The 26,711-nt window shown below is 67.9% G+C and carries 22 protein-coding genes; 6 read left to right on the top strand and 16 right to left on the bottom strand.

What is annotated here, in order from left to right:
* Nucleotides 1-5 precede the first annotated feature (5 nt).
* The 5 genes from CFB41_RS15600 to aceK form a co-directional block, all read right to left on the bottom strand.
* Nucleotides 6-1,280, bottom strand: a complete 1,275-nt coding sequence (locus CFB41_RS15600) for a dienelactone hydrolase family protein (protein WP_089457018.1) — start codon at nt 1,278-1,280, stop codon at nt 6-8.
* A gap of 106 nt (nt 1,281-1,386) precedes the next feature.
* Nucleotides 1,387-1,824: a YchJ family protein gene (locus CFB41_RS15595; protein WP_069248996.1), complete on the bottom strand. Its 438-nt coding sequence runs from the start codon at nt 1,822-1,824 to the stop codon at nt 1,387-1,389.
* Between the two features lie 45 nt (nt 1,825-1,869).
* The gene (locus CFB41_RS15590) at nt 1,870-2,547 is read right to left on the bottom strand and encodes an SDR family oxidoreductase (RefSeq protein WP_089441137.1); all 678 of its coding nucleotides are present in this window, start codon (nt 2,545-2,547) and stop codon (nt 1,870-1,872) included.
* Between the two features lie 111 nt (nt 2,548-2,658).
* Nucleotides 2,659-3,426, bottom strand: a complete 768-nt coding sequence (gene can, locus CFB41_RS15585) for a carbonate dehydratase (RefSeq protein ID WP_089441136.1) — start codon at nt 3,424-3,426, stop codon at nt 2,659-2,661.
* A gap of 55 nt (nt 3,427-3,481) precedes the next feature.
* A complete protein-coding gene (aceK, locus tag CFB41_RS15580; RefSeq protein WP_089457017.1) occupies nt 3,482-5,299 on the bottom strand; it encodes a bifunctional isocitrate dehydrogenase kinase/phosphatase in 1,818 nt (605 codons plus the stop codon).
* A 304-nt stretch (nt 5,300-5,603) separates the two neighbouring features.
* Between aceK and CFB41_RS15570 the strand changes: the two genes are divergently transcribed.
* Nucleotides 5,604-6,683, top strand: a complete 1,080-nt coding sequence (locus tag CFB41_RS15570) for an MBL fold metallo-hydrolase (protein ID WP_089457016.1) — start codon at nt 5,604-5,606, stop codon at nt 6,681-6,683.
* 16 nt (nt 6,684-6,699) lie between these two features.
* On the opposite strand, the gene CFB41_RS15565 is transcribed toward CFB41_RS15570, so the two are convergent.
* From CFB41_RS15565 to argS, 6 genes are all read right to left on the bottom strand, one after another.
* Entirely contained in the window at nt 6,700-8,346 is a 1,647-nt protein-coding gene (locus CFB41_RS15565; protein ID WP_089457015.1) for an ABC-F family ATP-binding cassette domain-containing protein, read from the bottom strand.
* 199 nt (nt 8,347-8,545) lie between these two features.
* Nucleotides 8,546-10,141: an ABC transporter substrate-binding protein gene (locus CFB41_RS15560; RefSeq protein WP_089457014.1), complete on the bottom strand. Its 1,596-nt coding sequence runs from the start codon at nt 10,139-10,141 to the stop codon at nt 8,546-8,548.
* A 442-nt stretch (nt 10,142-10,583) separates the two neighbouring features.
* Nucleotides 10,584-11,357 carry an SDR family oxidoreductase gene (locus CFB41_RS15550; protein WP_089457012.1) on the bottom strand — a complete coding sequence of 258 codons (774 nt, stop codon included), beginning with the start codon at nt 11,355-11,357 and terminating at the stop codon, nt 10,584-10,586.
* A gap of 19 nt (nt 11,358-11,376) precedes the next feature.
* Nucleotides 11,377-12,015, bottom strand: coding sequence for a thiol:disulfide interchange protein DsbA/DsbL (locus CFB41_RS15545; protein ID WP_089441130.1), 639 nt, complete (start codon nt 12,013-12,015; stop codon nt 11,377-11,379).
* 69 nt (nt 12,016-12,084) lie between these two features.
* Nucleotides 12,085-12,990 carry an SPOR domain-containing protein gene (locus CFB41_RS15540; RefSeq protein ID WP_089441129.1) on the bottom strand — a complete coding sequence of 302 codons (906 nt, stop codon included), beginning with the start codon at nt 12,988-12,990 and terminating at the stop codon, nt 12,085-12,087.
* 92 nt (nt 12,991-13,082) lie between these two features.
* The gene (gene argS / locus CFB41_RS15535; protein ID WP_089426440.1) at nt 13,083-14,864 is read right to left on the bottom strand and encodes an arginine--tRNA ligase; all 1,782 of its coding nucleotides are present in this window, start codon (nt 14,862-14,864) and stop codon (nt 13,083-13,085) included.
* 200 nt (nt 14,865-15,064) lie between these two features.
* Between argS and CFB41_RS15530 the strand changes: the two genes are divergently transcribed.
* Nucleotides 15,065-15,388 (top strand): DUF1840 domain-containing protein, encoded by a 324-nt coding sequence (locus CFB41_RS15530; RefSeq protein ID WP_089426439.1) that lies wholly within the window; start codon nt 15,065-15,067, stop codon nt 15,386-15,388.
* Nucleotides 15,389-15,502: 114 nt separating this feature from the next.
* On the opposite strand, the gene metH is transcribed toward CFB41_RS15530, so the two are convergent.
* From metH to CFB41_RS15500, 5 genes are all read right to left on the bottom strand, one after another.
* Nucleotides 15,503-18,220 carry a methionine synthase gene (metH, locus tag CFB41_RS15525; RefSeq protein WP_179250051.1) on the bottom strand — a complete coding sequence of 906 codons (2,718 nt, stop codon included), beginning with the start codon at nt 18,218-18,220 and terminating at the stop codon, nt 15,503-15,505.
* Between the two features lie 42 nt (nt 18,221-18,262).
* Complete coding sequence (locus tag CFB41_RS15520) at nt 18,263-19,330, bottom strand: homocysteine S-methyltransferase family protein (RefSeq protein ID WP_089441336.1); 1,068 nt, start codon at nt 19,328-19,330, stop codon at nt 18,263-18,265.
* 201 nt (nt 19,331-19,531) lie between these two features.
* Complete coding sequence (locus tag CFB41_RS15515; RefSeq protein WP_006477667.1) at nt 19,532-19,789, bottom strand: DUF3567 domain-containing protein; 258 nt, start codon at nt 19,787-19,789, stop codon at nt 19,532-19,534.
* Nucleotides 19,790-20,043: 254 nt separating this feature from the next.
* On the bottom strand, nt 20,044-21,333 hold the full coding sequence (locus CFB41_RS15505) for a DUF3108 domain-containing protein (RefSeq protein ID WP_089457214.1): 1,290 nt from the start codon (nt 21,331-21,333) through the stop codon (nt 20,044-20,046).
* 127 nt (nt 21,334-21,460) lie between these two features.
* The gene (locus CFB41_RS15500) at nt 21,461-22,327 is read right to left on the bottom strand and encodes an IclR family transcriptional regulator (protein WP_011353357.1); all 867 of its coding nucleotides are present in this window, start codon (nt 22,325-22,327) and stop codon (nt 21,461-21,463) included.
* A 167-nt stretch (nt 22,328-22,494) separates the two neighbouring features.
* Between CFB41_RS15500 and CFB41_RS15495 the strand changes: the two genes are divergently transcribed.
* From CFB41_RS15495 to CFB41_RS15480, 4 genes are all read left to right on the top strand, one after another.
* A complete protein-coding gene (locus CFB41_RS15495) occupies nt 22,495-23,487 on the top strand; it encodes a fumarylacetoacetate hydrolase family protein (protein ID WP_039346348.1) in 993 nt (330 codons plus the stop codon).
* 137 nt (nt 23,488-23,624) lie between these two features.
* Nucleotides 23,625-24,452 (top strand): enoyl-CoA hydratase/isomerase family protein, encoded by an 828-nt coding sequence (locus CFB41_RS15490; protein ID WP_039346345.1) that lies wholly within the window; start codon nt 23,625-23,627, stop codon nt 24,450-24,452.
* A gap of 88 nt (nt 24,453-24,540) precedes the next feature.
* Complete coding sequence (locus CFB41_RS15485; protein ID WP_089457011.1) at nt 24,541-25,293, top strand: PhaM family polyhydroxyalkanoate granule multifunctional regulatory protein; 753 nt, start codon at nt 24,541-24,543, stop codon at nt 25,291-25,293.
* Between the two features lie 24 nt (nt 25,294-25,317).
* Nucleotides 25,318-26,544 (top strand): patatin-like phospholipase family protein, encoded by a 1,227-nt coding sequence (locus CFB41_RS15480; protein ID WP_089457010.1) that lies wholly within the window; start codon nt 25,318-25,320, stop codon nt 26,542-26,544.
* Nucleotides 26,545-26,711: the final 167 nt, after the last annotated feature.

Here is a 26,711-nt window from a genome sequence, read left to right as displayed (position 1 = left end):
TTGGATCAGCGCGAAGCCAACGCCGGCGTGCCGGTGTCGCGTGCGTTGCCGTCGTCGTTGCCGGCCGTCTGCGTCGCGTCGTTCCACACGACCCGGTCGTTGACCGCATACAGCCGGCACGAACCTGCGCCCTGCTTCGAGCAGTTGTCGAGTGCGAGCGCCATCGGATCGTCGCCGCCTTCGGCCCACGACCACGCGCCTTCCGACGACACCGCGAATGCGCGGCTCGGATGCTGGTTCAGGAAGCGGCGATAGCCTTCACGGCCGGCTTCGTCGACATACGGCACCGCGTTGACCGAGTCGATCGACGCATAGCCGCTCGCCTTCGGTTCGTGCGGGCTCGCGACCGCGTAGCGCACCGACGTCGGCAGGTTCAGCTGCGCGAGGAACGCGTTGACGGCCGGCCACCACACGGGCACGCCGTCGCGATCGACGATCAGCCGGTGCGCGTCGTCCTTGTAACGGCCGAAATCGATGAACTGGGCCTGCGTGCCGTGCGAAACGTACGCGTCGTGCATCTGTGCGACGAGCCCGGGCGTCCACACCGAGTCGTTGTCGCCGTACAGCCACAGCGACCGCACGGCCGTATGTGCGCCGTACTGGTCGAACGCGTCGACGAGGTTTTTCTGCCAGCCGTCGCAGAGGTCCTGGCGCAGCCCGCCGGAGAAGTTGATGATGCCGCGCACGCCCGGTGCGGCTTCGGTGCCGTACGCGACCGACACGAGGCCGCCGTGCGACGTGCCGGCGACGACGATGCGCGACGCATCGACGTACGACTGATGCGACATGTAGCGCACGGTCGCGTCGACGTCGGCCGCCTGCGCGAGGCCGTTCTTGCCGACGTTGCAGCCTTCCTGCTGGTACGTGCCGTCCGAGCCGGCGAAACCCTGGCGGTTCGGCGCGATCACCGCATAGCCGCGGCGCACGAATTCGCGCGCGAACGCGAGCGGCCGGCTGCGCGGCTGCTGATGGAGATCGCCGGTGTTCTTGCCGTGGTTGAAGACGACGAGCGGGAACGGGCCGGGCCCGTTCGGCTTGAAGAGCGTGGCCTCGAGCGTGACGGTGCCCGATGCGTCGGCCGGAATGCGGAGGATCTGTTCGTTCAGGTCGGCGGCGACCTGCGGCAGGTTCGAATCGGCGTAGTCGAAGCGTTCGGCGTGGGCGAGCGACCCGCTGGCGCCGGCATCCGTCCCCGTATTGGCGCCCGGCAGCGTACCGGCCTGAGCGGCCGACAGCGCACACGCCGCCATCCATCCCACCAATACCTTGCTGAACGCCATTCGTAAGCCCTGCCATGCAACATGACCAATTCGAGGTCATCGTAGCCGGACAAAATGGGGTTGTGCAATGCGGGAATTACCCGGCGTCTGACACAGCAACTATTTGTCAACGTTCACTGACTTCGCCGTCGACGTAGCGCCAGAAACCCTGTTCGTCGCGCTCGAAACGGCTCGTCTCGTGGAGCCGGTAAGCGCGGCCGCCGACCTTGTACCGGGCCACGAATTCGACCTCCGCGTGCCGCTCGTCGAGCGGCGCGTGGCGTTTGACCGCGAGGCCGAGCCAGCGCGGCGCGTCGGGCGCTTCGGGGTCGGTATCGAGATCGGGCGGGCAGGTGCGCGCGGCCCAGGTCGCGCGCAGGTAGTCGGTCGCGCCGAGCACGTACGCGCTGTACCGCGAGCGCATCAACTCGAGCGCGGTGGGCGCGGCCTCGCCGCCGTCGATGAAGCGGCCGCAGCAGGCCGCATAGCGGGGCGCCGGCGCTTTGCCGGCGGGAGCGGGGGACGCGCCGCCGCACGGGCACGCGTCAGGTCGGTTCAAAATCATGCGAAACAGGAATTAACGACGTAGGGTTGTCGGCTGACTACCGGTTCACCAGCTCAGCTCGATACCGTCGTACTGGAAGAAACGGCCGTTTGCCTGCGACACGTCCGCGCCGGATTCGGCGATCACGCGGCGCATGCCGGTCACGCTGGTTTCGGGGTCGATCGCGGCCTGCGCGCCGCCCATGTCGGTGCGCACCCAGCCGGGATGGAGCGAAATGCATGCGGCGTGGCGCGTCTGCAGCGACGCGATGCGCAGCGCATCGTTCAGCGCGGCCTTGCTCGCGCGGTACAGCCAGCCGGTCGTGCCGGTCGCCTCGGCGATGCTGCCCATCCGGCTCGACACGACGGCCAGCACGCCGCGCGCGTCCTCGACGAGCGGCAGCACGATCGGCAGCAACTGCATCGGCCCGCGCACGTTCGTATGCATCACCGCGTCGAAATCCTCGGCGGTGACCGTCTCGACCCCTTCGGTGCGCGGCCCGTACACCCCCGACACCAGCACGGCCGCATCGAGCCGCTCGCCGTCGAGCTTCCAGCCGAGCGCCGCGATCTGCTCGGGCTGCGTGATGTCGAGCGCATGCGCCTGCGCGCCGAGCGCGCGCAGCGCGTCGAGCGACGCGTCGTCGCGCGCGGTGGCGATCACGTTCCAGCCGTCGCGCCGGTATTGGCGGACGAATTCGCGGCCGAGGCCGCGCGATGCGCCGACGATCAATGCGGTTTTCATGCCCGTCGCTCCTTTGCTTGGCGCCGCCGTGGCGGCAGCGCCGGTGTCAGATCCGTTCGATGAGTGCGCAGCGGCACGCCTGTGTAGCGATCCGCTACGCAGGCCGTGGCGTCACTTCGCGTCGTCGCACGGCTTCAGCGTGGCGGCGACTGCCTGCGCGACGCCTTCGAGCCGTGCGGCGTCCGCCGCGATCATGTCGTTGTCCGGCGCATGCTCGCCGCCGGCGACGAGTGCGGCCACGCAGCGCTTGTAGGTCTCGTCGAGCGCGTCGAAGCTCGACACGGCCATCCCGAGGTTGCGCATCCGGCCGTCATGCACGCCGTACACGAGCCCGTGCACGGTGAGCGACTGGCCGCGCGCCCACGCGTCGTTGACGATCGTCGTGCGGCACACGTTGACGACCTGCTCGATCGCATTCAGCTCGATCAGGCGGCGATAGCGCGCTTCGCCCACCGGCCATGCGTCGAGCAGCGCCGAGTGGCGTTCGCGCACGTCCTGCACGTGATGCAGCCAGTTGTCGGCGAGGCCGACGCGGCGGTTGAGCAGGGCGGCGTTCACGCCCGAGCAGCCGTAGTGGCCGACCACCATGATGTGCTTCACGCGCAGGATGTCGACCGCGAACTGGATCACCGACAGGCAGTTCAGGTCGCTGTGCACGACCACGTTCGCGATATTGCGGTGGACGAACACTTCGCCCGGCGGCAGGCCGATGATCTCGTTCGCGGGCACGCGCGAATCCGAGCAGCCGATCCACAGATATTCCGGCGCCTGCTGGTGGGCGAGACGCGCGAAGAACTGCGGGTCGTCCTCGAGCTTGTGCTTGACCCAGGCGTCGTTGTTGTCGAACAGGTGTGAAAGCGGATTGTCTTGGGGGTTCATCGGTGTGGATTCCGTTGACGGAAATCGGGTCGCAATCGGTGCGGTCTAGCGGGCGTCAGGCGGCGCGCTGCGCGTCGCCTGCGCCCTCGTTCTGGTCCGTCGCGCCGAAGCGCGCGGGGTAGCGCACGCAAAAGCGCAGCGCGGTGTCGTACGGATAAAAGTCGGGCAATTCGCCCTGGATCAGCTTGTCCTTGCTGGCCTGCCACAGCGCGGGATCGAAAAAGTCCGCGTGATGCTTCATGAAGACCTCGCGCACGCGCGGGTCGCCGAGCAGGAACGGCCCGTAGGTCTCCGGAAAGATGTCGTGCGGGCCGACGGTATACCACGGTTCGCCGGACAGCTCGTCTTCCTCGTTGCGCGGCGGCGGCACGCGGCGCACGTTGCAGTCGGTCAGGTACTCGATCTCGTCGTAGTCGTAGAACACCACGCGGCCGTGGCGCGTGACGCCGAAGTTCTTGTACAGCATGTCGCCGGGGAAGATGTTCGCCTTCATCAGCTCCTTCACCGCGTTGCCGTATTCCTTCACGCCGTGCTCGACGTCGGCATCGGAGCCGTTCTGCAGGTACAGGTTGAGCGGCGTCATCCGGCGCTCGATGTACAGGTGCTCGATCACGAGATTGCCGTCCTCGTATTCGAGCAGCGACGGCACTTCCTTCTCCAGCTCGCGCACGAGCGCGTGGTCGAGCCGCGCGAGCGGCAGCGCGACGCTCGAATACTCGAGCGTGTCGGCCATCCGCCCGAGGCGGTCGTGGCGCTTCACGAGCTGGTACTTCTCCATGATCTGCGCGCGCGTCGTTTCCTTCGGCGGCGGGAAGTGATCCTTGATGATCTTGAACACGTACGGGAACGACGGCAGCGTGAACACGAGCATCACGAGGCCCTTGATCCCGGGCGCGATGATGAAGCGGTCGCTCGAATGCGACAGATGGTGCAGCAGGTCGCGATAGAACAGGTTCTTGCCCTGCTTCTGCAGCCCGACCGACGTGTAGATCTCCGCCTTCGGCTTGCCGGGCATGATCGTGCACAGGAAGTCGACGTACGCGGACGGCACGCCCATGTCGACGAGGAAATACGAGTGCGAGAAGCCGAAGATGATCATCAGCTGGTCGCGGCGCAGCAGCACGGTGTCGAGCGCGAGCACGCCCGGGCGCACGTGGCGGATCGGCACCGCGAACGGCAGCACGCGGTCGGCGTTGATGATGCGGCCGACGATGTACGCGCTCTTGTTGCGGAAGAACAGCGACGACAGCACGTGGATCTGGAAATTCGGCGCTTCGTCGAAGTGGCCGAATTCGTCGTGGATCGCCTGCATCACACAGGCGATGTCGCGCGGGAGGTCGTCGAACGCCGGCTCGAGCTGGAAGTTCGTGACGATCCGCTCGAGCGTGGCCGCGAGCCCGTCGGTGCCCGGATAGTACGCGCGGTAGGTCGGCTTCGCGGCCGGCTCGTCGTTCTCCAGATACTCGGTCGAGATCGCCGGGCGCACGAAGATGAAATCGTTGCTGAAGTACGAGCGGTGCAGGATCTTGCAGCACACCGAATTGAAGAAGGTCTCCGCGCACTCGGGCTGGCGGTGCGACGTGAGCAGGCCGATGTAGTGCAGCTTGATCTGCTGCCACACTTCGTCGTCGATGTTCTCCGCGTCGTATTCGTCTTCCAGCACCTCGACGCATTCCTTCACGCGATCGTCGTACGACGTGATCCGCTCGCGCGCGAGCCGCTGCAGCCCGTGCCAGTCGCCCTGCTCGTACAGCGTCTTCGCCTCGACGGCCGCGTCGCGGAAGATCCGGTAGTGGCGGTCGAAGTTCTCGAGCATCGTCTGCGCGACGTCGAAACCGATCTGCGAGGACAGCAGTTTGGGGAAGTGATTCATCGCGTGCAGGCTCGTTCGGGAGGGGCTGTAAGCACTCGCCATTTTAGCGCCCAAGCGGGCGGTTCAAGGGCGTTGCGGCGACGCGCGGCCGGCAGGCAGGCGGCGGGTTGTCCGCCGTTGGGAGCCGTTCGGTGCATCTTCGCGTAAAGATACGGGTACGGAACCGATTCTGGCACGAACTTTTTTTGACCGGCAGCCAGCCGCCGGGCACGCGTTCCTCGGGACGGCGATAGAATCGACGCACCGCCCGCCGCGGCCTGCCGCCGGCGCGCAATCGCACCGATAACGACGAGATGCCCCATCGATGAACGCACTGGAACACCAACTCGACTATCCCTTCGCCGACACGCTGCCCGCCGCGGGCGACACGTTCGAGGTCGCGCCCGGCGTGCGCTGGCTGCGCATGCCGCTGCCGTTCTCGCTCGATCACATCAACCTCTGGCTGCTGCGCGACGAGATCGACGGGCAGGCCGGCTGGACGATCGTCGATTGCGGGATCGCATCGGACGCGATCCGCGCGCACTGGGAACAGATCTTCGACACGCATCTCGACGGCCTGCCCGTGCTGCGCGTGCTCGTCACGCACTGCCATCCCGATCACTTTGGCCTCGCGAACTGGCTGTGCGAAGGCGGCGACAAGGGCCGCTGGAACGTGCGGCTGTGGATGACGCTCGGCGAGTATATGTTCGGCTGCCTGATGGCGGCCGGCAACGGCTCGAACGCGGGCGGCGCGGCGGCGGCCGATCACTTCGCGCGCCACGGGCTGACCGATCCGGCCGCGCTCGACAAGCTGCGCAACCGCCGCAACTACTACTCGGATCTCGTGCCGGCCGTGCCGCCGCGCTACCGGCGCCTGCGTGAGGGCGACGCGGTGACGATCGGCGCGCGCACGTGGCGCGTCGTGACCGGCTTCGGCCATTCGCCTGAACATTGCGCGCTGCACAGCGAAGCGGACGGCGTGTTGATTTCCGGCGACATGGTGCTGCCGCGCATCTCGACGAACGTGTCCGTGTTCGACCTCGAACCGGAAGCGAACCCGCTCGCGCTGTACCTGCAGTCGCTCGGCCGCTACGAGACGATGGCGCCCGATACGCTGGTGCTGCCGTCGCACGGCAAGCCGTTCCGCGGCGTGCGCACGCGCATCGCGCAACTGCGCGAACACCACGACGCGCGCCTGGCCGAGGTGCGCGTCGCCTGCGCGGAACAGCCGATGAGCGCGGCCGACATCGTGCCGATCATGTTCCGCCGCCGCGAGCTCGACATCCACCAGATGACGTTCGCGCTCGGCGAGGCGCTCGCGCACCTGAACCTGCTGTGGCTTGCGGGCGAGCTCGTGCGCGAGCAGGGCGACGACGGCGTACTGCGGTTCCGCACCGCCGGCTGACACCGTTTCGTTCTCCTCAAGCGACGGGTTCGTAGCGCCACCCGTCGCGATGCCATTGCATCGTGTGCGTCGGGTCGAGCGCCGCAAGAAACGCGGAGTCGTGCGACGCGACCACGATCGCGCCGGGGAAGCCCGCCAGTGCGGCTTCGATCGCCCGCACCGATTCGAGATCGAGGTGATTGGTCGGCTCGTCGAGCAGCAACAGTTGCGCGGGCGTGCCGCGCCACAACGCGCACGCGAGCGCGGCTTTCAGCCGTTCGCCGCCGCTCAGCTGCCGCGCCGGCTGCGTTGCGCGCACCGCATCGAGCTGCAACAGCGCGAGCCGGCTGCGCAGGTCGCCTTCGGCGAGCGGCGTATCGAGCAGCTCCAGCTGCGCGACGATCGAACGATCGGGATCGAGCAGCGCGAGCCGCTGGTCGAGATACGCGGCGCTCACGTGCGTCGTGCACGCGCCTGAACGCGGCGAAAGCTCGCCCGCGAGCATTCGCAGCAACGTCGATTTGCCGCAGCCGTTCGGGCCCGTCAATGCGATGCGCACGGGGCCGCTCGCCGACCACGTGATCGCATCGGCCGCGCCGGCGATGCGCCACGGCAGGTGCGCGCGTTCGAGCGTGAACAACTGGCGGCGCGCGCTGACCTCGGTGCCCGGCAGCGACACGAGCACGGGTGCATCGGCTTCGACGCGAGCGGCTGCTTCCTGCACGCGTTCGTCGAGTGTCGCCTTGAATTCGTTCTGGTGGCGCCGCACCGTGCCCATGATGCTGCGCGCCGCACCTTTGCGACTCTGTTTCGCCATCGACGACAGGTTGGCCGTCTTCGCGCCGCGCAGCGACGCGGCCGCGTGACGCTGGATCGTGTCGTGTTCCTGTTCGAGCCTGCGCCTGACGCGTCCGCGTTCGGCACGCGCGTTGTCGAGCGCGGACTGCGCGGCATCCTGTTCCGCGTCGCGCTGCGCACGGTAGAGCGCGTAGTTGCCGCCGTACGTGCGCACGCCTTGCGGTGTCAGCTCGACGATGCGTTGCACGTCGGCAAGCAGCGCACGGTCGTGGCTCACGATGACGAGGCCGCCGCGCCAGCCGTCGAGCGCCGCGCGCAGCCACGCGCGGCCGGGCGCGTCGAGATGGTTGGTCGGCTCGTCGAGCACGAGCAGGCCCGCGCCGGACAGCAGCGCGCCGATCAGCGCAACGCGCGCGAGCTGCCCGCCGCTCAGTGCCCGCGCGGGCGTGTCGGGTTCCACGTCGTGCAGGCCGGCTGCGTCGAGCGCGGTGCGCAGCCGCTCCGCGAGATCCCAACGATCGCCGATCAGGTCGAAGTCATGCGGTTCCGCGCGGCCGTTGGCGAGACGCGCGAGCGCGCCGAGCGGTGCATCGAGCGCGGCGATCTGCGCGACGGTTCGCGGGCCGGCCGATACGTCCCCGTCGTCATGCTGCTGCGCGACGTAGACGACGTGCGTGTGCCGCTCGATCGTCCCCGCGCTCGGCGTGCAGCGGCCCGCGATCAATTGCGCGAGCTGGCTCTTGCCGATGCCGTTGCGGCCGACGATGCCGGTCGGCGTGCGATCGATGCAAAGGTCGAGCGAATCGAACAGCGTGAAGCCGTCGTCGAAGCGGAAGGAAACGTGATGAAGCGCGACGAGCGCGCCGGTGGGCGTGGCTGCAGCCATAAGCACCTCCGAAAATGCGTGAAGACCTTCGCGCGCGGCGTGCGTGGCACGGCGGCGAAAACATTTTGGGAAGGCTTAGTTGTTCACTTTGGCTGGCGTCCGGTATGAGGAATAGGCGCGCAGTGTAGCAAGCGCGGCGCGCGGGCCGCAAGCGACGGTCGGACGCACCGTCGCTTGCGCGCCACGCGCGAGGATCGCGTTACTGCACGGCGACGGTCGTGAAGTTCTGCCGCCCGAACGGACTCACGTGATAGCCGCTCACGTTCGTGCGCGTGAGCGCGGCCGCGGTCGGGTAGCCGAGCGGAATCCACAGCGCCTGGTCGTGGATGATCTTCTGCGCGGCTTCATACAGTTTCGCGCGCTTGGCCTGGTCGGCGGTCGACTTGCCGTCGGCGATCAGCTTGTCGAGCTGCGAGTCGCAGAAGCGCGCGAAGTTGATGCCCGACTTCACCGCATTGCAGCTGAACAGCGGCGACAGGTAGTTGTCCGGATCGCCGTTGTCGCCGGCCCAGCCCATGAACAGCATGTCATGCTGGCCGAGCTTCGCCTGCTTGATCAGCTCGCCCCATTCGATCACCTTGACCTCGGCCTTCACGCCGATCTTCGCGAGGTCGGCCTGCAGCAGCTCCGCACCGACCTTCGGATTCGGGTTCAGCACGCTGCCGGTCGGACGCGTCCAGATCGTCGTCGAGAAGCCGTTCGGGAAGCCGGCCTGCGCGAGCAGCTGCTTTGCCTTCGCCGGATCGTACGCATACGGCGCGACGTCCTTTGCGTAGCTCCACGTGTTCGGCGGATACGGATTGTTCGCGGCCGTCGCGGTGTTGTCGAACACGACCTTCAGGTAGGTCGCGCGGTCGAACGCGAGGTTCAGCGCTTCGCGCACCTTGTCGTTGTCGAGCGGCTTCTTCTGCGTGTTCAGCGCGACGAACGCGGTCATGAACGCAGGCGTCTGCACGACCTTCAGCGCGCTTTCGCCCTTCGCGGCGAGCACGTCCTGCGGCTTCGGCGACAGCGCGATCTGGCATTCGCCGGCCTTCACCTTCTGCAGCCGCACCGACGGATCGGGCGTGATCGCATAGATCAGCCGGTCGACCTTCGGCTTCGTGCCCCAGTAGGTCGGGTTCACGTCGTAGCGGATCAGCGCGTCCTTCGTGTAGCTCTTCAGCACGAACGGGCCGGTGCCGACCGGCTTCGCGTTCAGGTCGGCCTGCTTGCCGGCCTTCAGCAGCTGGTCCGCGTATTCGGCCGAGTAGATCGACGCGAAGCCCATCGTCAGGATCGGCACGAACGTCGCGTTCGGCTCGTTCAGCACGAACTTCACGGTGCTGTCGTCGACCTTCGTGACCGACTTCACGAGCTTCACGAGGCCCATCGACTGCGCGTGCGGGAAGCCGCTCGCGCCGGCCACCTTGTGCCACGGATTCGCGTCGTCGAGCATCCGCGAGAACGTGAACACGACGTCGTCCGCGTCGAGCGCGTGGGTCGGCTTGAAATACTCGGTGGTCTGGAACGCGACGTTCGGGCGCAGATGGAACGTGTACGTGAGGCCGTCGGCGCTCGCGTCCCATTTGTCGGCGAGCGCGGGCACGACTTTCTTCGCGGCTTCGTCGTACGACACGAGCGTATTGAAGATCACGTCGGCCGACGCGTTGGTCGTGACGAGCGAGTTGTACTGCACGACGTCGAAGCCGTCCGGGCTCGATTCCGTACAGACGGTGAGCGGCTTGGCGGCGGCGAGGCCGGGGGCGGCGAGGGCGGCGGCGAGCGTGGCCGCGGCGAACAGCTTGACCTGCATAGGATCTCCCACGTGGCTTGTGTTTTTTGCTGGGTGACGGGATGCGGGCGCGGCCCGGAAGCGGACAGGGCCGGCGCGGCTGGCGAATAGCATACCGTCAAAGCGCGCGGCGCGTGAAAAAAGGCGCCTGAACGCGGCGAATTGGCCGAAAAACGGCTGCGTTCGCGACGGAACGGGTGTTGGGGCGGCAGTGGGGCGGAGGAGGCGGCGGGCGGCGGAACGCTGGCACCGGGGATGCAGGGCAGCGGCGCGTCGGGGACGGCGCGGGCGCGGTGCGGGCGTGTCGCGGATCGAATCGTCGAAACGGCCAGGCGGCGGTGCGGAGAAGTGGAGAAGTGGAGAAGTGGAGAAGCGGAGAAGCGGAGAAGCGGAGAAGCGGCGAAGCGGAGAAGCGGAGAAGCGGCCCGCGCAGCTTCACGCGGGCCGAGCGCTCACCGGAGCGTCAGTGCGCGCCCGCCTTCGGCTTGCGCGGCGCCTTCTCGAACAGGCGGTCGTACAGCCAGCGCGGCAACACATGCAGCACTTTCGCGACGACGCCCATCTGCCACGGAATCACGCGGAACGCGTGTTGCCGCGCGATCGCCTGGGCCGCACGCGCGGCGAAGCGATCGGCGTCCATCAGGAACGGCATCCGGTACGGGTTGTGCGCGGTCATCGGCGTGCGGATGTAGCCGGGCGCGATCGTCACGACGCCGACGCCGGCCGGCCGCAACTCGACGCGCAGCGCTTCGAGATACTTGATCGCGGCCGATTTCGACGCGCTGTACGCGCCGGAACCGGGCAGCCCGCGCACGCCGGCAACGCTCGCGACACCGACCAGCGTGCCGTGGCGCGTGGCCGTCATCGGGCCGACGAACGGCTCGAACGTCGCGACCATCCCGTAGTAATTGATGTCCATCACGTCGCGGAACGCCGCGAGATCGCCCTGGCCCGTGACGGCGCCCTGGCTGATGCCGGCGTTCGCGATCACGACGTCGGGGCAGCCGTGCGTCGCGATGAACGACGCGGCGGCCGTCGCGAGCGCGTCGGCGTCGCGCACGTCGGCGGAATAGACGGAGATGGACAGCTTCGGGAAGCGCCGCGCGAACGTCTCGAGGGCATCGGTGCGGCGCGCGACGAGTGCGAGCGTGGCGCCCTGGCGGGCGTATTCCTCGGCCATCGCGAGGCCGAGGCCGCTCGATGCGCCGGTGATGAAGACCTTCAGCGGAGTAGTCATGCCGGCGCGCGGGCGGGGATCAGAGCTTCTTGTCCTGAACCTGCTTCACGAGGAAGTCGAGCACCTGGGCGGTACCCGGGATGCTGTTCGTGTAAGCGGGGCCCGTCTTGTACTTGCCCTGGACGACGACCGTCGGCACGCCGTCGATCGCGTAGTCCTTCAGCAGCTTGGCCGACTGGTTCACTTCGCCCTGCACGCTGAACGAGTTGTACGCGTCCGTGAACTGCTTCTTGTCGACGCCCTGCGTGGCCAGGAAGTCGGCCTGCGCCTGCGGCGTCAGCAGGTAGTTCTTCTGCTTGTGGATCGCGTTGAAGATCGCCGGCGTGACCTTCTCGGAGATGCCGAGCGCGGACACCGCATAGAACAGCTTCGAGTGCGGGACGAAGTCGTCACGGAATGCGACGGGGACGCGCTTGAAGTCGATGTTGTTGCCTTGCTTCTTCACCCAGGCTTCGATCGTCGGCTCGAATTCGTAGCAGTGCGGGCAGCCGTACCAGAAGAATTCGATCACCTCGACCTTGCCGGCCGGCGCGGACACCGGCTGCGGCGACTTCATCACCTCGAAGTCCTTGCCGGAGACCGGTGCGGCGGGCGAAGCCTGCGCGAGGCCGGCGGCCAGGCCCAGGGACAGAAGGAGCGTGCTAAGCAGTTTTTTCATGTTGTGAACGTCGAATCAGTTGCTCGGGTTACGAAACGTAACGGGTTCTGCGTGGGCTCGGCCGGTTGCTTACTGCTTCGTGAAACGAATCACCGCCGTGTCGACACCTGCATCGGACAGGCGCTGGCGAGCCGAGTTCATATCCTCGAATTTCGAGAATGGGCCGACACGCACGCGGAAATACGTCACGCCGCTGACATCGCGCTTCGACACCTTCGACTCGAAGCCCTGGAAGCCGAGGCGCGCGCGCTGCTGCTCGGCGTCGCCTTCCGTCTTGTACGCGCCCACCTGCAGGAAGTAGCCGGTATTCGCGTCGTTCGCGGTCGGCGGCTTTGCCGTCGCGGCGGCCGCGGCCGACGAGGTCGGCTTCGGCGTGTTCGCGGCCAGTTGCTGTTGCTGCTGCTTTTGCGCGGCCGCTTGCTGCGCCTGCTTCTGCGCGGCGAAGCGGGCGAGGTCGTCCTCGCCGCCTTGCTGCTGTTGCTGCTGCGCCTGCTGGGTCTTCTTCGGCGGCGGCGTGGTGTCGGCCGGCTTCGGCGCGACGGCCACGCCGTTGCTCGACGACGTGTTGTTCGACGCGGTCGAATTGTTCGAGCTGCCGGTGTTGTTCGAGCCGCTCGACCCGTTGGCCTGCGGCGGCACTTCGACGATTTGCGGCTCGGGCAGCAGGCCGCCCTGGGTCTGGTTCGCGGCCTGGCCGGGCGCGGTGTTCGGCGGCGCGGGCTGCGCGGCCTGCGGCACCGGCTGGCCCGGCGTCTTGCCCTGCAGCGCGCGGTTCGGATCGAACTGCTGCGGCTGGCTCGCGCCGTTGTCGGCCGGCGGCGGCGCGACCTTCGATACGAACGGCGACGGGGAACGCGTGATGTAGAGCGCCACCACCACGGCGATCGCGAGGCCGACGATCAGGCCCAGCACGATTCCAAGAAATGTCCCTCCGGCTTGTTTCGATTGCTTCGAAGTTCGGCGTGGTTGTGCCATTGCTTGAGTCACCTGCAAAAAGAATCGTGAAAAGGCTGCGACGGGCGCTCCAGCCGCAGCCATTCGCTGCCCGGTTCGGGCCGCTTACTGCCTTACATCTTGGCGGGCGCGGACACGCCGAGCACCGCCAGGCCGTTCTCGAGCACCTGCCGGGTTGCAGCGAGGAGTGCGGCGCGCGCATTGCGCGGCGCTTCGTCGTCGACCAGCACGCGCTCCGCATTGTAGAACGAGTGGAATTCGCCAGCGAGGTCGCGCAGGTAGAACGCAACGGCGTGCGGCGCCAGTTCGTTGGCCGCGTGCGTGAGCATGTCCGGGTACTCGGCCAGCTTCTGCATCAGCGACGCCGCTTGCGTGCTCGTCAGTTGCGACAGGTCGGCGCCCGGCAGCTGCGCGACGTCGACGTTGTAGCGCGACTTCAGCTCGTTGAGCACCGAGCAGATCCGCGCATGCGCGTACTGGACGTAGTAGACCGGGTTTTCGTCGTTCTGTTTCAGCGCGAGGTCGATGTCGAACACGAACTCGGTATCGGCCTTGCGCGAGATCAGGAAGAACCGCACCGCGTCACGGCCGCGCGTGATGGTCGCTTCGTCGATCAGGTCGGGCGCCGCTTCCTGGCCCGCCGCCGCGCCGCCCGACCATTCGATCAGGTCGCGCACCGTCACGTAGCTGCCCGCGCGCTTCGAGATCTTCACTTCCTGGCCGTCGCGCATCACGGTGACCATCTTGTGCAGCACGTAGTCGGGGTAGCCCTTCGGGATCCCGATGTGCAGGCCCTGCAGGCCGGCGCGCACGCGCGCGATGGTGCCGTGGTGGTCCGAACCCTGGATGTTGATCACCTTCGTGAAGCCACGCTCCCACTTCGTCACGTGGTACGCGACGTCCGGCACGAAGTACGTGTACGTGCCGTCCGACTTGCGCATCACGCGATCCTTGTCGTCGCCTTCGTCGGTCGTGCGCAGCCACAGCGCGCCGTCCTGCTCGTAGGTCATGCCGGCCTTGATCAGCGCGTCGACCGTCTTCTCGACACGGCCTTCGCTGTACAGCGACGACTCGAGGTAGTACTGGTCGAACTTCACGCCGAATGCCTGCAGATCCATGTCCTGCTCGCGACGCAGGTACGTGACCGCGAACTTGCGGATCGCGTCGAGATCCTCGACGTCGCCCGTGCCCTTGACCGGCTCGCCGTCCGACGCGGCGACCGTTTCGCCGTTCAGGAAGTCGCGTGCGATGTCGGCGATGTATTCGCCGTTGTACGCGGCTTCCGGCCAGCCCGCGTCGCCCGGCTTCAGGCCGCGTGCGCGTGCCTGCGTCGAGATCGCGAGGTTGCCGATCTGCACGCCTGCGTCGTTGTAGTAGAACTCGCGGTGCACCGCGTAGCCCTGGCTCGCGATCACGTTCGCGAGCACGTCGCCGAGCGCGGCCTGGCGGCCGTGGCCGACGTGCAGCGGGCCGGTCGGGTTCGCCGACACGAATTCGAGCAGCACCTGCTTGCCTTTCTCGCGATCCGACGTGCCGAACGCTCGGCCCTGGTCGAACACGGCGGCGATCACCGCCTGCTTCGCGGCGGCCGACAGGCGCAGGTTGATGAAGCCGGGGCCGGCGATCTCGGCGGCTTCGACGAGGCCTTGCGCGCCCGGCTGGGCGGTGAGGGCGGCGACGATCTGCTCGGCGAGCTGGCGCGGGTTCGTGCCGAGCGGCTTCGCGAGCTGCATCGCGACGTTGCACGCAACGTCGCCGTGCGCGGCGACCTTCGGGCGCTCCAGCGTGATGACGGGGGCGACGGATGCCGCGTCGGCGCCTTTCAGCGCGTGTGCGACCTGCTTGACGCTATCCGCGAGCAGGGCTTCGAGGGTCTGTTTGTGTGCTGGCAGCATGCTGGTAGAAGGCTTCGTTGGTGGCGGCCGGAAACGCCGGCCCGCCGGCGCGCTTTTTAAGCGCGCGTTTCAGGGATCGCAGAATTTTAACAGGTGCTAATATGCCGCTCAGGCGGCCCGCGTCCGCGAGGCCGGACGCCGGTCTGCCGGCGTTCCCCAACCGCGCCGCGCAGGCACAACAAGATGAAAAGGGAATTGTCATGATTACGTTCAAGAGCAAGGCGGCACAGGATCTCGACGTGCTGAAGGATTTCGCCGTGTATGTGCTGGGTCTCGTCGGCAAGCAGCTGGGCGAGCGCGGGGTGATTACGCACGATGAGCTGGACCACGCGATCGCCAAGCTGGAAGGCGCGGTTGCGCAGGCGAAGCAGGAACGCGCCGAGCACGCCGGCCATTTCCACGAGGACGAAGCCGACCACGCGCACCACGAAGTGCCGGCGAGCCTGGCCCAGCGCGTTGCGCCCTTCCTCACGATGCTGCGCGAAGCGAAAGCCGGCGAAGCCGACGTGCACTGGGGCTTCTGAGCCTGCTTGCCCGGCCGCTCCGAAAGGATCGAAAGGCAGAAAAAGCCCGCGTTCGAGCGGGCTTTTTCTTTTGTCTGACGATAACGGGCGGTGGCGCGCCCGTCGAAGGGCCGATCAGAGCTGCGGCGCGAGCGCGCGGCGCGCGTCGTCGAGCGACAGCGCCATGCGCTGCGCGTAGTCCTCGAGCTGATCCTGGCCGATTTTGCCGACCGAGAAATACGTGCTGTCCGGATGCGCGAGATAGAAGCCCGACACGCTCGCGGCCGGCAGCATCGCCAGCGAGTCGGTCACGCTCATGCCGATCTCGTCCGCGCGCAGCACATCGAACATGTCGCGCTTCACGAGGTGGTCGGGGCAGGCCGGGTAGCCGGGCGCCGGGCGGATGCCCGCGTACTTTTCCGCGATCAGCGCATCGTTGTCGAGCGTCTCGCCGCTCGCATAGCCCCACAGCTCGCGCCGCACGCGCGCGTGCATCGCTTCCGCGAAGGCTTCCGCGAAGCGGTCGGCGAGCGCCTTCAGCATGATCGCACTGTAGTCGTCGTGGTCGGCTTCGAACTGCTTTTCCTTCGCGTCGACGCCGAGGCCGGCCGTCACCGCGAACATCCCGATGTAGTCGGCGACGCCCGATTCCTTCGGCGCGATGAAGTCAGCGAGCGAGCGGTTCGGCCGCATCACGCCGTCGACCACCGGGCGCACGCTCTGCTGGCGCAGGTTGCGCCAGGTAAGCAGCACTTCCGAGCGCGACTCGTCGCTGTAGATCTCGATGTCGTCGTCGTTGACGCTATTCGCCGGCAGCAGCGAGATCACGCCGCTCGCGGTCAGCCAGCGGCCCTGGATCAGGCGCGCGAGCATCGATTTCGCGTCGGAGAACACGCGCCGCGCCGATTCGCCGACGATCTCGTCGTTCAGGATCCCCGGGTACGGGCCCGCGAGATCCCAGGTCTGGAAGAAAGGGCCCCAGTCGATGTACTGCGCGAGCTCGTTCAGGTCGTAGTTCTTGAATACGCGGCGGCCGATGAACTTCGGCTTCACCGGCTGGTAGCCCGCCCAGTCGACCTTGGTCTTGTTCGCGCGCGCTTCGGCGAGCGTGACCATCGGCTGCGCCTTGCGGTTCGCGTGCTGGTCGCGGATGCGTTCGTAGTCGGACTTCAGCTCGTCGAGGTACTTCGTCGCGCCTTCGTCGGACAGCAGGCTGGAGGCGACCGACACCGAGCGCGACGCGTCCGGCACGTACACCACCGGGCCTTCGTAGTGCGGCGCGATCTTCACGGCCGTGTGCACGCGCGAGGTCGTCGCACCGCCGATCAGCAGCGGAATCTTCTTCACGCGGAAGTAGTCGTCGCGCTGCATTTCGGACGCGACGTAGGCCATTTCCTCGAGGCTCGGCGTGATGAGGCCCGACAGCCCGATGATGTCCGCGCCCTCGACCTTCGCCTTCGCGAGGATCTCGTTGCATGGGACCATCACGCCCATGTTGACGACTTCGAAGTTGTTGCACTGGAGCACGACCGACACGATGTTCTTGCCGATGTCGTGCACGTCGCCCTTCACGGTCGCGATGACGATCTTGCCCTTCGCGCGCACGTCGCCGCCCGCTTCCGCGAGCAGGCGCTTTTCTTCCTCGATGAACGGGATCAGGTGCGCGACCGCCTGTTTCATCACGCGCGCCGATTTCACGACCTGCGGCAGGAACATCTTGCCCTGGCCGAACAGGTCGCCGACGATGTTCATCCCGTCCATCAGCGGCCCTTCGATCACGTTGATCGGGCGGCCGCCGGCCGCGGCGATCTTCGCGCGCACTTCTTCGGTATCCTCGACGATGAAGTTCGTGATGCCGTGCACCAGCGCATGCGAGAGCCGCTTCTCGACCGGCTGGTTGCGCCACTCGAGGTTCTCTTCCTTCTTCGCGCCCCCTGCCTTGAACTTGTCGGCGATCTCGAGCAAGCGGTCGGTCGAATCGTCGCGGCGATTCAGGATCACGTCCTCGACGCGCTCGCGCAGCTCCGGGTCGAGGTCGGCATACACGCCGAGCTGGCCCGCGTTGACGATGCCCATGTCCATCCCCGCCTGGATCGCGTGGTACAGGAACACGGTGTGGATCGCCTCGCGCACCGGGTCGTTGCCGCGGAACGAGAACGACACGTTCGACACGCCGCCGCTCACCTTCGCGTACGGCAGGTTCTGCTTGATCCAGCGGGTCGCCTCGATGAAGTCGACCGCGTAGTTGTTGTGCTCCTCGATACCGGTCGCGACCGCGAAGATGTTCGGGTCGAAGATGATGTCTTCCGGCGGGAAGCCGACTTCGTTCACGAGGAAGTCGTACGAGCGCTTGCAGATCTCGGTCTTGCGCGCGAACGTATCGGCCTGGCCGGTTTCGTCGAACGCCATCACGACGGCCGCCGCGCCGTAGCGGCGGATCAGGTGCGCGTGGTGGCGGAACGCATCCTCGCCTTCCTTCAGCGAGATCGAGTTCACGATCGCCTTGCCCTGCACGCACTTCAGGCCCGCCTCGATCACTTCCCATTTCGACGAGTCGATCATGATCGGCACGCGCGCGATGTCCGGCTCCGATGCGATCAGGTTCAGGAAGCGCACCATCGCCGCCTTCGAATCGAGCATCGCCTCGTCCATGTTGATGTCGATCACCTGCGCGCCGTTCTCGACCTGCTGGCGCGCGACCGCGAGCGCCTCGTCGAACTGGCCGTTGAGGATCATGCGTGCGAACGCCTTCGAGCCGGTGACGTTGGTGCGTTCACCGACGTTGATGAAGAGCGTTCCGGACGTGACGTTGAACGGCTCGAGGCCGGCGAGGCGCATCATGTGATCGGTCATGGCGGTGCGAATTCTGGTGATGAAGGACGGGGGACGGTCGGGTCAGGCGTTGTCGCTGTACTGGTTCGGCCAGCGGCGCGGCTTCACGTCGGCGAGCGCCTTCGCGATCTCGGCGATGTGTTCGGGCGTCGTGCCGCAGCAGCCGCCCGCGAGGTTCACGAGCCCGGCTTGCGCGAATTCCTTCAGCAGGCCCGACGTGACGTCCGGCGTTTCGTCGAAGCCCGTCTCGGCCATCGGGTTCGGCAGGCCCGCGTTCGGATAGCACGACACGTAGGTATCGCACAGCTTCGCGAGCTCGGCGATGTACGGGCGCATCAGCGCCGCGCCGAGCGCGCAGTTCAGGCCGAACGTGAGCGGCTTCGCGTGGCGCAGCGAATTCCAGAACGCCTCGACCGTCTGGCCCGACAGGATCCGGCCCGACGCATCGGTGACGGTGCCCGAGATCATGATCGGCAGACGCTCGCCGGTGTCCTCGAACAGTTCGTCGAGCGCGAACAGCGCGGCCTTCGCGTTCAGCGTGTCGAAGATCGTCTCGACGAGGAACAGGTCGACGCCGCCGTCGAGCAGCGCCTTCGCCTGCTGGTAGTACGACGCGCGCAGCTCGTCGAACGTGACGTTGCGTGCGCCCGGATCGTTGACGTCTGGCGAGATGCTGGCCGTCTTCGGCGTCGGCCCGATCGCGCCCGCGACGAAGCGCGGTTTGTCGGGCGTCGCGTATTGCTCGGCCGCTTGGCGCGCGAGCTTCGCCGATTCGATGTTCATCTCGACGACGAGATCTTCCATCTCGTAGTCGGCCTGCGCGACGGTCGTCGCGCCGAACGTGTTGGTCTCGACGATGTCCGCGCCGGCCGCGAAGTACTGGTCGTGGATCTCGCGGATGATCTGCGGCTGCGTGATCGACAGCAGCTCGTTGTTGCCCTTGATGTCGCGCGGGAAATCCTTGAAGCGCTCGCCGCGATACGCGGCTTCGTCGAGCTTGTAGCGCTGGATCATCGTGCCCATCGCGCCGTCGAGGATCAGGATGCGCGATTTGAGCAGCGCAGGCAGAGCGGCGCCGCGCGTGTAGGAGGCGTCGAGCGGGACGGAAGCGGCGAGAGGAGTCGCAGACATGGGCGAAAGACCGGCGAAGACGGGAAAACCGCCATTGTAGCCGGTGCGCATGGGCGCCGCCCGGCCTTGCGCCGCGCCGGCCGGGCCGCCAAATGAAAACCCCCGCCGGCGAACCGGGCGGGGGCAGGATCGGAGTGCTCGCGGCGCCGCGTCGATGCGCGGCAAATGGCCCGGCCGCACGAGGCGCCGGGCCGCGGGTCGTCAGTGCAGCACGACGGGCATCATCATCAGGCTGTCGAATTGTCCGAGGAATTCGTCGACTTCATCGAGCGACGGTTCATCCTCGATCAACTGCTTCACGTGCGCGCGGAATCGTTCGGCAAGTTCGCCGTCGATGAAGATTTCGCGCTGCGCGTTCTTGTCGACGATTTCATATCCGCCGGCATTCATCAGGTGGTGGCCGGCCTGCGGCGCGAATTCGACGACGCAGTAGTTGGGGCTGTTGTAGATCATTTGCATGGCGGCACTCCTCTTCGCAGTGGCATCTGGCCTTGTTGTCCCCTAGGTGGGGCGAGCCTTGCCGGTTTCAAGGGGCTTGCGCTGCACACCCCGTTCCCGTTTGCGTGGGGTGTATCGGTTAGAAGCCGATGTCTATGAAACGTTTCCCATTGTCTGCCGGTGGACTGAAATAGTTGTTAAAGAGTGTCATCGGCCATTTCACGGAAATCTGTAATCGGTCGAAATTGCCGAATCGCGTGCATTCGCGCGCGAGTTCACTGTGTGACAGGCGATGTGACAGGCGAGGGCGCGGGCGGTGCAGCTTGTTGTGCCGGTGGTTGCACGGGAGCCGGCGGCGCGGGTTGGGCCGGTTCCGCAGCGGGAGCGGTCGATGCGTCGGGCGTTGGCGTACCGGCGGGCGCATGCGTTGCGCCGCCTGCGGGTGCTTCGTCGGCCGGCGCGCTGGGCGCCGCGAGCCGGCCATGCCACAACAGCTCGATCTGCGCGCCGTTCGGTTCGGTCTGCACGAGCCGCGCGGGCAGCCAGCCGAGCGACGGCGCGAGCCACATGTCGATGCGGCGCGTGTCGCCGTCGCGTCGCGGCAGGCGCATGAAATGCCGCGCGCCGATGATGCCGGCCTGCGTCTGCACCTGCTCGTCGCCGATCACGGTGATCGGCCAGGTTTCGCCGCTGTTGTTGTCGATCACGAAGAACTGCTGCGTGACGCCCGGCTTGTACGCGGACGGATTGCCGCGCACGAGCCCCGACAGCTGCATCAGCATGCTGAAGCGATCCTGCACGCCGTCGGGCAGCGGCGCGTTGTTCGGCGTGCGCGTGAACACGACCTGCCGGATCTCGCGGTTGAAGATCGCGATGTCCTCCGGCCGCTTGCCGCGCTTCTCGACGTAGCGCTCGGGCGCGACGCCGAACGCGTCGATGCGGCCTTCGCTGCGGTAGGTGAACGGGCCGACGAACGGCACGGGCATCGACACCGACAGGTCGTAGGTGTGCCCGTCGGTGCGCCAGTGGATCGTGCCGATCATGTTCTGCATGCCGTTGTAGAACGTGTCGTATTGCAGGTCGCCGGACGGCGGCGCGTTGAACTTCACGCCGTTCGTCGCGGGGCCCGGAGTCACGGTGGTGGCGGCGCTGGCGGCGCCGGCAGCCGACGCGGCATGCGCGCCCGATGCGGCAGGCACACCACTCGCTGCGGACGCGGCGGCCGGCGGCTCGCCGTGCTCGGCCGTTTGCGTCGACGTGAGGACCGGCTCAGGCGCGGGTTTCGGTGCGGCGGCCTTCGGGGCCGCCGGCGCGGGCGCGGCCGGCTGCTCGACCGGCTTCGGCGCGGGCGGTGCAGGCTGGCGTTCGATCGGTTGCGGTTTCAGCAGCTCGATCTGCACGGGGACTTCGGCGGGTGGCGGCGGCGTGAACGAATCGCGGTTGCGCATCAGCCAGAACGCGGCGAGCGCATGCAGCACCAGCACGATGACGAGCGCAATGCCCACGCGCAGCCAGTGGCGGGGCAACGCGTGACTCGGGCGGGTATCGGCAGGCTGCATGGGCATCGGGACAGGATCGGGGCGTTCGCGTGAGCTCGGGCGCGCGGCGCGCGCCACAGGAATCGGACTGTCGAATGCGCCGCACGTTCGCGCTGCGTGACGGGCAGGTTCCGGGGGGCGGTTACCGGAGGCGTCAGGCGTCGCGCGCGTCGGGACTATAGCCGAGTTCGTAAGACAGTTTCTGCGCGCAGGCGCGCAGCGCGGTGTCGATCTCGCCGCCCCATGCGATGTCGAACGAGCCTTCCTGGCCGAGCGCGACGATCGCGAGCGCGAGTTCGCCGACCGCATCGAACACGGGCATGCAGAACGCGTGGATCGTCGGCAGCAGCATCCCCTCGACGCGTGCGGCCTCGTGCCGGCGCACGTCGGCGAGCACCGCGTCGACCTCGTCGAGCGTGCGCGGGCCGCCGTGGTGCGGCGAGCGGCGCGTATCGGCGAGTTCGCGCTCGAGCATCGCGGCGGTCTTGCTGCGCGGCAGGTACGCGGCGAACAGCAGCCCCGTCGCGGAGCCGAGCAGCGGCATCACGTCGCCGAGTTTCAGCGACGCCTTCGCCGGGTGGCTCGACTCCATCCAGTGCACGATCGTCGGCCCCTGGTTACCCCACACGGCGATGCCGACCGTCTGGTCGAGGCGGTCGCGGAATTCGGTCAGCGCGATCCGCGCGAGCTTCACGCCGTCGACGCGCGCGAGCCGCGCGAGCCCCATCTGCAGCGCGAAGCCGCCGAGTTCGTAGCGGCCCGAGACGGGGTCCTGCGACACCACGCCGAGCCGCGAGAAGCTGACCAGGTAACGGTGTGCCTTCGCAGGACTCATGCCCGCGCGCTGCGCGAGGTCGCGCAGCATCATCGCGCGCGGCTCGCTCGTCAGCACGTCGAGCAGGCGGAAGCCGACCTCGATCGACTGGATGCCGGAACGGACCTTCTCGCCGTGCTCGCCGGAAGCGGCGTCGTCGGTGTCGGAGTCGGCGAGATCGTCGTCGGGAAGCGGGCTGGCGGGCATGGGCGGCAGGGGCGCGAAAAGGCGGCAGGAAGCAGGCTGAAAAACCGGACTGAAAAACCGGGCCGAAGAATCGGGGCGAAAACGGCACGCACGATCGCCGCGCGCCGCAGGGATTCACCATCGTAAAATAGATTCCCTCCATCGTCACTACAACGCCAGAGTCTCCTATGAAACTTGCTTCGCTGAAGGACGGCACGCGCGACGGCCAGCTGATCGTCGTGTCGCGCGACCTGCACACCGCGGCGATCGCCGACGCGATCGCGCCGACGCTGCAGCGCGTCCTCGACGACTGGGCGTTCTACGCGCCGCAGCTGCGCGACCTGTACGACGCACTGAACCACGGCCGCGCGCGCAATGCGTTCGCGTTCGATCCGGCCAACTGCATGGCGCCGCTGCCGCGCGCGTTCCAGTGGGCCGACGGCTCCGCGTACGTGAACCACGTCGAACTCGTGCGCCGCGCGCGCGGCGCGGAGATGCCGCCCGAATTCTGGACCGATCCGCTGATGTACCAGGGCGGCAGCGACGATTTTCTCGGGGCCCGCGACGACGTCGTGTGCCCGTCCGAGGAATGGGGCATCGATTTCGAGGCGGAAGTCGCGGTGATCACCGGCGACGTGCGGATGAGCGCGACGCCCGACGAAGCGCTGAAGGCCGTGCGGCTCGTCACGCTGGTGAACGACGTGTCGCTGCGCAACCTGATTCCGGCCGAGCTCGCGAAGGGCTTCGGCTTCTTCCAGAGCAAGCCGGCCACCGCGTTCGCGCCGGTCGCCGTGACGCCCGACGAGCTCGGCGACGAATGGCGCGAAGGCCGCGTGCACCGGCCGATGATCGTCCACTGGAACGGCAAGAAGGTCGGCCAGCCCGATGCCGGCACCGACATGGTGTTCCACTTCGGCCAGCTGATCGCGCACGCGGCGAAGACGCGCAACCTGCGCGCCGGCTCGATCGTCGGCTCGGGCACGGTGTCGAACAAGGACGCGAAGCGCGGCTACTGCTGCATCGCCGAGAAGCGCTGCCTCGAGACGATCGAGCACGGCGCGCCGCAGACGGAATTCATGCGCTACGGCGACACCGTGCGCATCGAGATGTTCGACACGGCCGGCAAGTCGATCTTCGGCGCGATCGAGCAGTCGGTCGCGCCGCCCGACGGCGCGGCGTAAGTCGCGCGGCGCCCGCAGCGCTGCGCTTGCGCGAAACCCGGGCCCGGCCCGCGCGCCGGGTTTCGCCTGATGTTTGCCCGCGCGGGCTTGGCTACACTCGATTCAGGGGCGCGAGAGCCTCGAGCAAGGAGCAGCGCATGGCCGATCTCGCCGCGTACGGCGGTTACGAAGCACTGAAGGTGACGCGCCGCGACCATGGCGTGCTCGACATCGTGATGAGCGGCGAGGGCGCGAACCGCAGCGGCCTCGCGACCGCGAACGCACGCATGCATCGCGAGCTCGCCGACATCTGGCGCGACGTCGACCGCGATCCCGACACGCGCGTCGCGGTGATCCGCGGCGAAGGCAAGGGCTTCTCGGCGGGCGGCGACCTCGCGCTCGTCGAGGACATGGCGAACGACTTCGACGTGCGCGCCCGCGTGTGGCGCGAGGCGCGCGACCTCGTCTACAACGTGATCAACTGCAGCAAGCCGATCGTCTCGGCGATGCATGGCCCGGCCGTCGGCGCGGGGCTCGTCGCCGGGTTGCTCGCCGACATCTCGATCGCCGCGAAGGATGCGCGCATCATCGACGGCCACACGCGGCTCGGCGTCGCGGCCGGCGACCATGCGGCGATCGTGTGGCCGCTGCTGTGCGGGATGGCGAAGGCGAAGTACTACCTGATGCTGTGCGAGCCGGTGAGCGGCGAGGAGGCCGAGCGGATCGGACTGGTCTCGCTCGCGGTCGAGCCGGCCGACCTGCTGCCGAAGGCCTACGAAGTGGCCGAGCGGCTCGCGCACGGTTCGCAGTCGGCGATCCGCTGGACCAAGTACGCATTGAACAACTGGCTGCGCACGGCCGGGCCGACCTTCGATACGTCGCTGGCGCTCGAATTCATGGGTTTTTCGGGGCCCGACGTGCAGGAAGGCATTCGCTCGCTGCGCGAGCGGCGGCCGCCCGAGTTTCCCGGCGACGCGCCGTTCTGACACGCGCCGGCGCTATGATCGACCCAGGCGCGGCTCGCGCGACGCATGGCGGCCGCCTCGCTCTCACCCAGTCAACCAGGATGCCCGTATGACGACCGATGCCTCCGGCTCCAACCCTTTCGCCGGCTTTGCCGGCTTCAAGCCCGCCGACATGATGGACCGGATGTGGGACATGATGCGGATGTCGCCGTTCGGCGGGATGACGTCGTTCCCGGGCGCCACGCAAGGGCTGCCGCCGTCGCTGTCGAGCATGTCCGACATGATGGCGCCGCTCACGAGCGTCGAGGAGCTCGACAAGCGGATCACCGATCTGCGCGCGGTCGAGCAGTGGCTGAAGCTCAACCTCGGGATGCTGCAGTCCGCGATCCAGGCGCTCGAGGTGCAGCGCGCGACGCTCGCGACGCTGCGTGCGTTCGGCGCGTTCGCGCAGAGCTCGATGTCGGCGGCCGAGGAAGCGGCCGCGCATGCGGCGAAACACGCGTCGGCGGCGTCGAGCGATGCGCCGCCGGCACCGGATGCCGACGCGTCGGCGGCAGCGGCCGGCGACGCCGCGCAGCAGGCGTTCGACCCGTCGGGCTGGTGGAACCTGCTGCAGTCGCAGTTCAATCAGCTCGCGAGCCTTGCGATGGCGCAGCCGGGCATGCAGCCCGCCGCGCCGGGCGATGCGCCGCCGGACGCGGCCGCTGCGCCGGAGCCGGCCGCGAAGCCGGCACCGGCCGCCGCCGCGCCGCGCAAGCCTGCCGCGAAGCGCGCGAAGTCGGCCGGTGCGGCCGGTTCGGCCGCGGCGCGCGCGGCCGCCGCATCGTCGCCCGAAACCCGTCCGCCGAAGCGTTCGACGTGACGCGGCGCAGGTAGCAGGTCGATCATGCGGCTCGCGCTCGTGCTGATGGGAGGCGGCGCACGTGCCGCCTATCAGGTCGGCGTGCTGAAGGCGCTGGCCGAGATCGCGCGCGAGGCCGATCCGCTGCGGCACACGCTGCCGTTCGCGGTCGTGTGCGGCTCGTCGGCCGGCGCGATCAACGCGACGTCGATCGCGAGCCACGCGGACGACTTTTCCCATGGCGTGCGGCGCCTGCTCGAATTCTGGGAGCCGTTGCGCGCCGACTACGTGTATCGCACCGACTGGCTCGGCATCGCGGGCGCCGGCGCACGCTGGCTGGCGACGATGACCTTCGGCTGGGCGGCCCGCCGTGCGCCGCGCGGGTTGCTCGACAACGCGCCGCTCGCGCACCTGCTGCAGCGCGAGCTGAGTTTCCACCGGATCGAGCAGATGCTCGAGGCGCGCCTGCTGCATGCGCTCGCGGTGACGGCGCTCAGCTATTCGAGCGGGCGGCACCTCACGTTCTACCAGGCGGCCCAGCCGATCCAGGCGTGGCGGCGCGCGCAGCGCACCGCGCGGCTGGTCGACCTGTCGGCGTCGCACCTGCTCGCGTCGTCGGCGATTCCGTTCGTGTTCCCGGCCGTGCCGCTCGTGCTCGACGGGCAGATCGAATACTTCGGCGACGGCTCGATCCGGCAGATCGCGCCGCTGTCGCCGGCGATCCACTTCGGCGCGGACCGGATCGTCGTGGTCGGCGCGGCCGACCCGCGGCCCGAGATTCCGGCCGCGAACGGCCACGGGTTGGTGCGCGGCTACCCGACGCTCGCGCAGATCGGCCAGCAGGTGCTCGCGAGCGTGTTCCTCGACTCGATCGGCTCGGACATCGAGCGCATCGAGCACATCAACCGGATGATCGAGCACCTGCCGCACCAGGTCGAGTTGGACAGCGGCTGGCGGCACGTCGACGTACTCGCGATCGCGCCGTCCGAGCGCATCGAGCTGATCGCCGCGAAGCACCTGAAGCAGATGCCGGCGACGATGCGCGGGCTGCTCGGCGCGATCGGCGGCAGCCAGCCGGCCGGTGCGTCGTTCGCGAGCTACTTGCTGTTCGAGGAGGCGTTTACACGCGAGCTGATCGAGCTCGGCTACCGCGACGGGCGCGCGCAGCGTGACACGCTGTGCGGCTGGATCGCGCGCGCGGACGGCGGCAGCGCGCCGGCCGCCGGCATGCCGCCGGACGACGGCCTCGCGACCGGCGAAATACGGGTCTGATGCTTGCAGGAGAATGTAAGGTTGCGTTTTCGCGACGGTCGGCCGCGACCGATCGCCGCAGCGCGATGGGCGGCGCACGACCGGGCAGGCGTCTCGGAACCGTCATGCACGCGTGATATCATGGCCGCCGCCGTATACACCATATCGAGCAGCCCGCCGATCCGGCA

Origin of the sequence: Burkholderia sp. AU33803 (assembly GCF_002223095.1) — a bacterium.
Lineage (GTDB): Bacteria > Pseudomonadota > Gammaproteobacteria > Burkholderiales > Burkholderiaceae > Burkholderia.
Note: the sequence above shows the minus strand (reverse complement) of the source record. Positions and strands in the feature narration are given on the sequence as shown.

What these genes read in the sequence shown, in the direction of transcription:
- CFB41_RS15600 (WP_089457018.1), bottom strand. Translation starts at nt 1,280, where the DNA reads ATGGCGTTCAGCAAGGTATTGGTGGGATGGATGGCGGCGTGTGCGCTG.
- CFB41_RS15595 (WP_069248996.1), bottom strand. Translation starts at nt 1,824, where the DNA reads ATGATTTTGAACCGACCTGACGCGTGCCCGTGCGGCGGCGCGTCCCCC.
- CFB41_RS15590 (WP_089441137.1), bottom strand. Translation starts at nt 2,547, where the DNA reads ATGAAAACCGCATTGATCGTCGGCGCATCGCGCGGCCTCGGCCGCGAA.
- can (WP_089441136.1), bottom strand. Translation starts at nt 3,426, where the DNA reads ATGAACCCCCAAGACAATCCGCTTTCACACCTGTTCGACAACAACGAC.
- aceK (WP_089457017.1), bottom strand. Translation starts at nt 5,299, where the DNA reads ATGAATCACTTCCCCAAACTGCTGTCCTCGCAGATCGGTTTCGACGTC.
- CFB41_RS15570 (WP_089457016.1), top strand. Translation starts at nt 5,604, where the DNA reads ATGAACGCACTGGAACACCAACTCGACTATCCCTTCGCCGACACGCTG.
- CFB41_RS15565 (WP_089457015.1), bottom strand. Translation starts at nt 8,346, where the DNA reads ATGGCTGCAGCCACGCCCACCGGCGCGCTCGTCGCGCTTCATCACGTT.
- CFB41_RS15560 (WP_089457014.1), bottom strand. Translation starts at nt 10,141, where the DNA reads ATGCAGGTCAAGCTGTTCGCCGCGGCCACGCTCGCCGCCGCCCTCGCC.
- CFB41_RS15550 (WP_089457012.1), bottom strand. Translation starts at nt 11,357, where the DNA reads ATGACTACTCCGCTGAAGGTCTTCATCACCGGCGCATCGAGCGGCCTC.
- CFB41_RS15545 (WP_089441130.1), bottom strand. Translation starts at nt 12,015, where the DNA reads ATGAAAAAACTGCTTAGCACGCTCCTTCTGTCCCTGGGCCTGGCCGCC.
- CFB41_RS15540 (WP_089441129.1), bottom strand. Translation starts at nt 12,990, where the DNA reads ATGGCACAACCACGCCGAACTTCGAAGCAATCGAAACAAGCCGGAGGG.
- argS (WP_089426440.1), bottom strand. Translation starts at nt 14,864, where the DNA reads ATGCTGCCAGCACACAAACAGACCCTCGAAGCCCTGCTCGCGGATAGC.
- CFB41_RS15530 (WP_089426439.1), top strand. Translation starts at nt 15,065, where the DNA reads ATGATTACGTTCAAGAGCAAGGCGGCACAGGATCTCGACGTGCTGAAG.
- metH (WP_179250051.1), bottom strand. Translation starts at nt 18,220, where the DNA reads ATGACCGATCACATGATGCGCCTCGCCGGCCTCGAGCCGTTCAACGTC.
- CFB41_RS15520 (WP_089441336.1), bottom strand. Translation starts at nt 19,330, where the DNA reads ATGTCTGCGACTCCTCTCGCCGCTTCCGTCCCGCTCGACGCCTCCTAC.
- CFB41_RS15515 (WP_006477667.1), bottom strand. Translation starts at nt 19,789, where the DNA reads ATGCAAATGATCTACAACAGCCCCAACTACTGCGTCGTCGAATTCGCG.
- CFB41_RS15505 (WP_089457214.1), bottom strand. Translation starts at nt 21,333, where the DNA reads ATGCCCATGCAGCCTGCCGATACCCGCCCGAGTCACGCGTTGCCCCGC.
- CFB41_RS15500 (WP_011353357.1), bottom strand. Translation starts at nt 22,327, where the DNA reads ATGCCCGCCAGCCCGCTTCCCGACGACGATCTCGCCGACTCCGACACC.
- CFB41_RS15495 (WP_039346348.1), top strand. Translation starts at nt 22,495, where the DNA reads ATGAAACTTGCTTCGCTGAAGGACGGCACGCGCGACGGCCAGCTGATC.
- CFB41_RS15490 (WP_039346345.1), top strand. Translation starts at nt 23,625, where the DNA reads ATGGCCGATCTCGCCGCGTACGGCGGTTACGAAGCACTGAAGGTGACG.
- CFB41_RS15485 (WP_089457011.1), top strand. Translation starts at nt 24,541, where the DNA reads ATGACGACCGATGCCTCCGGCTCCAACCCTTTCGCCGGCTTTGCCGGC.
- CFB41_RS15480 (WP_089457010.1), top strand. Translation starts at nt 25,318, where the DNA reads ATGCGGCTCGCGCTCGTGCTGATGGGAGGCGGCGCACGTGCCGCCTAT.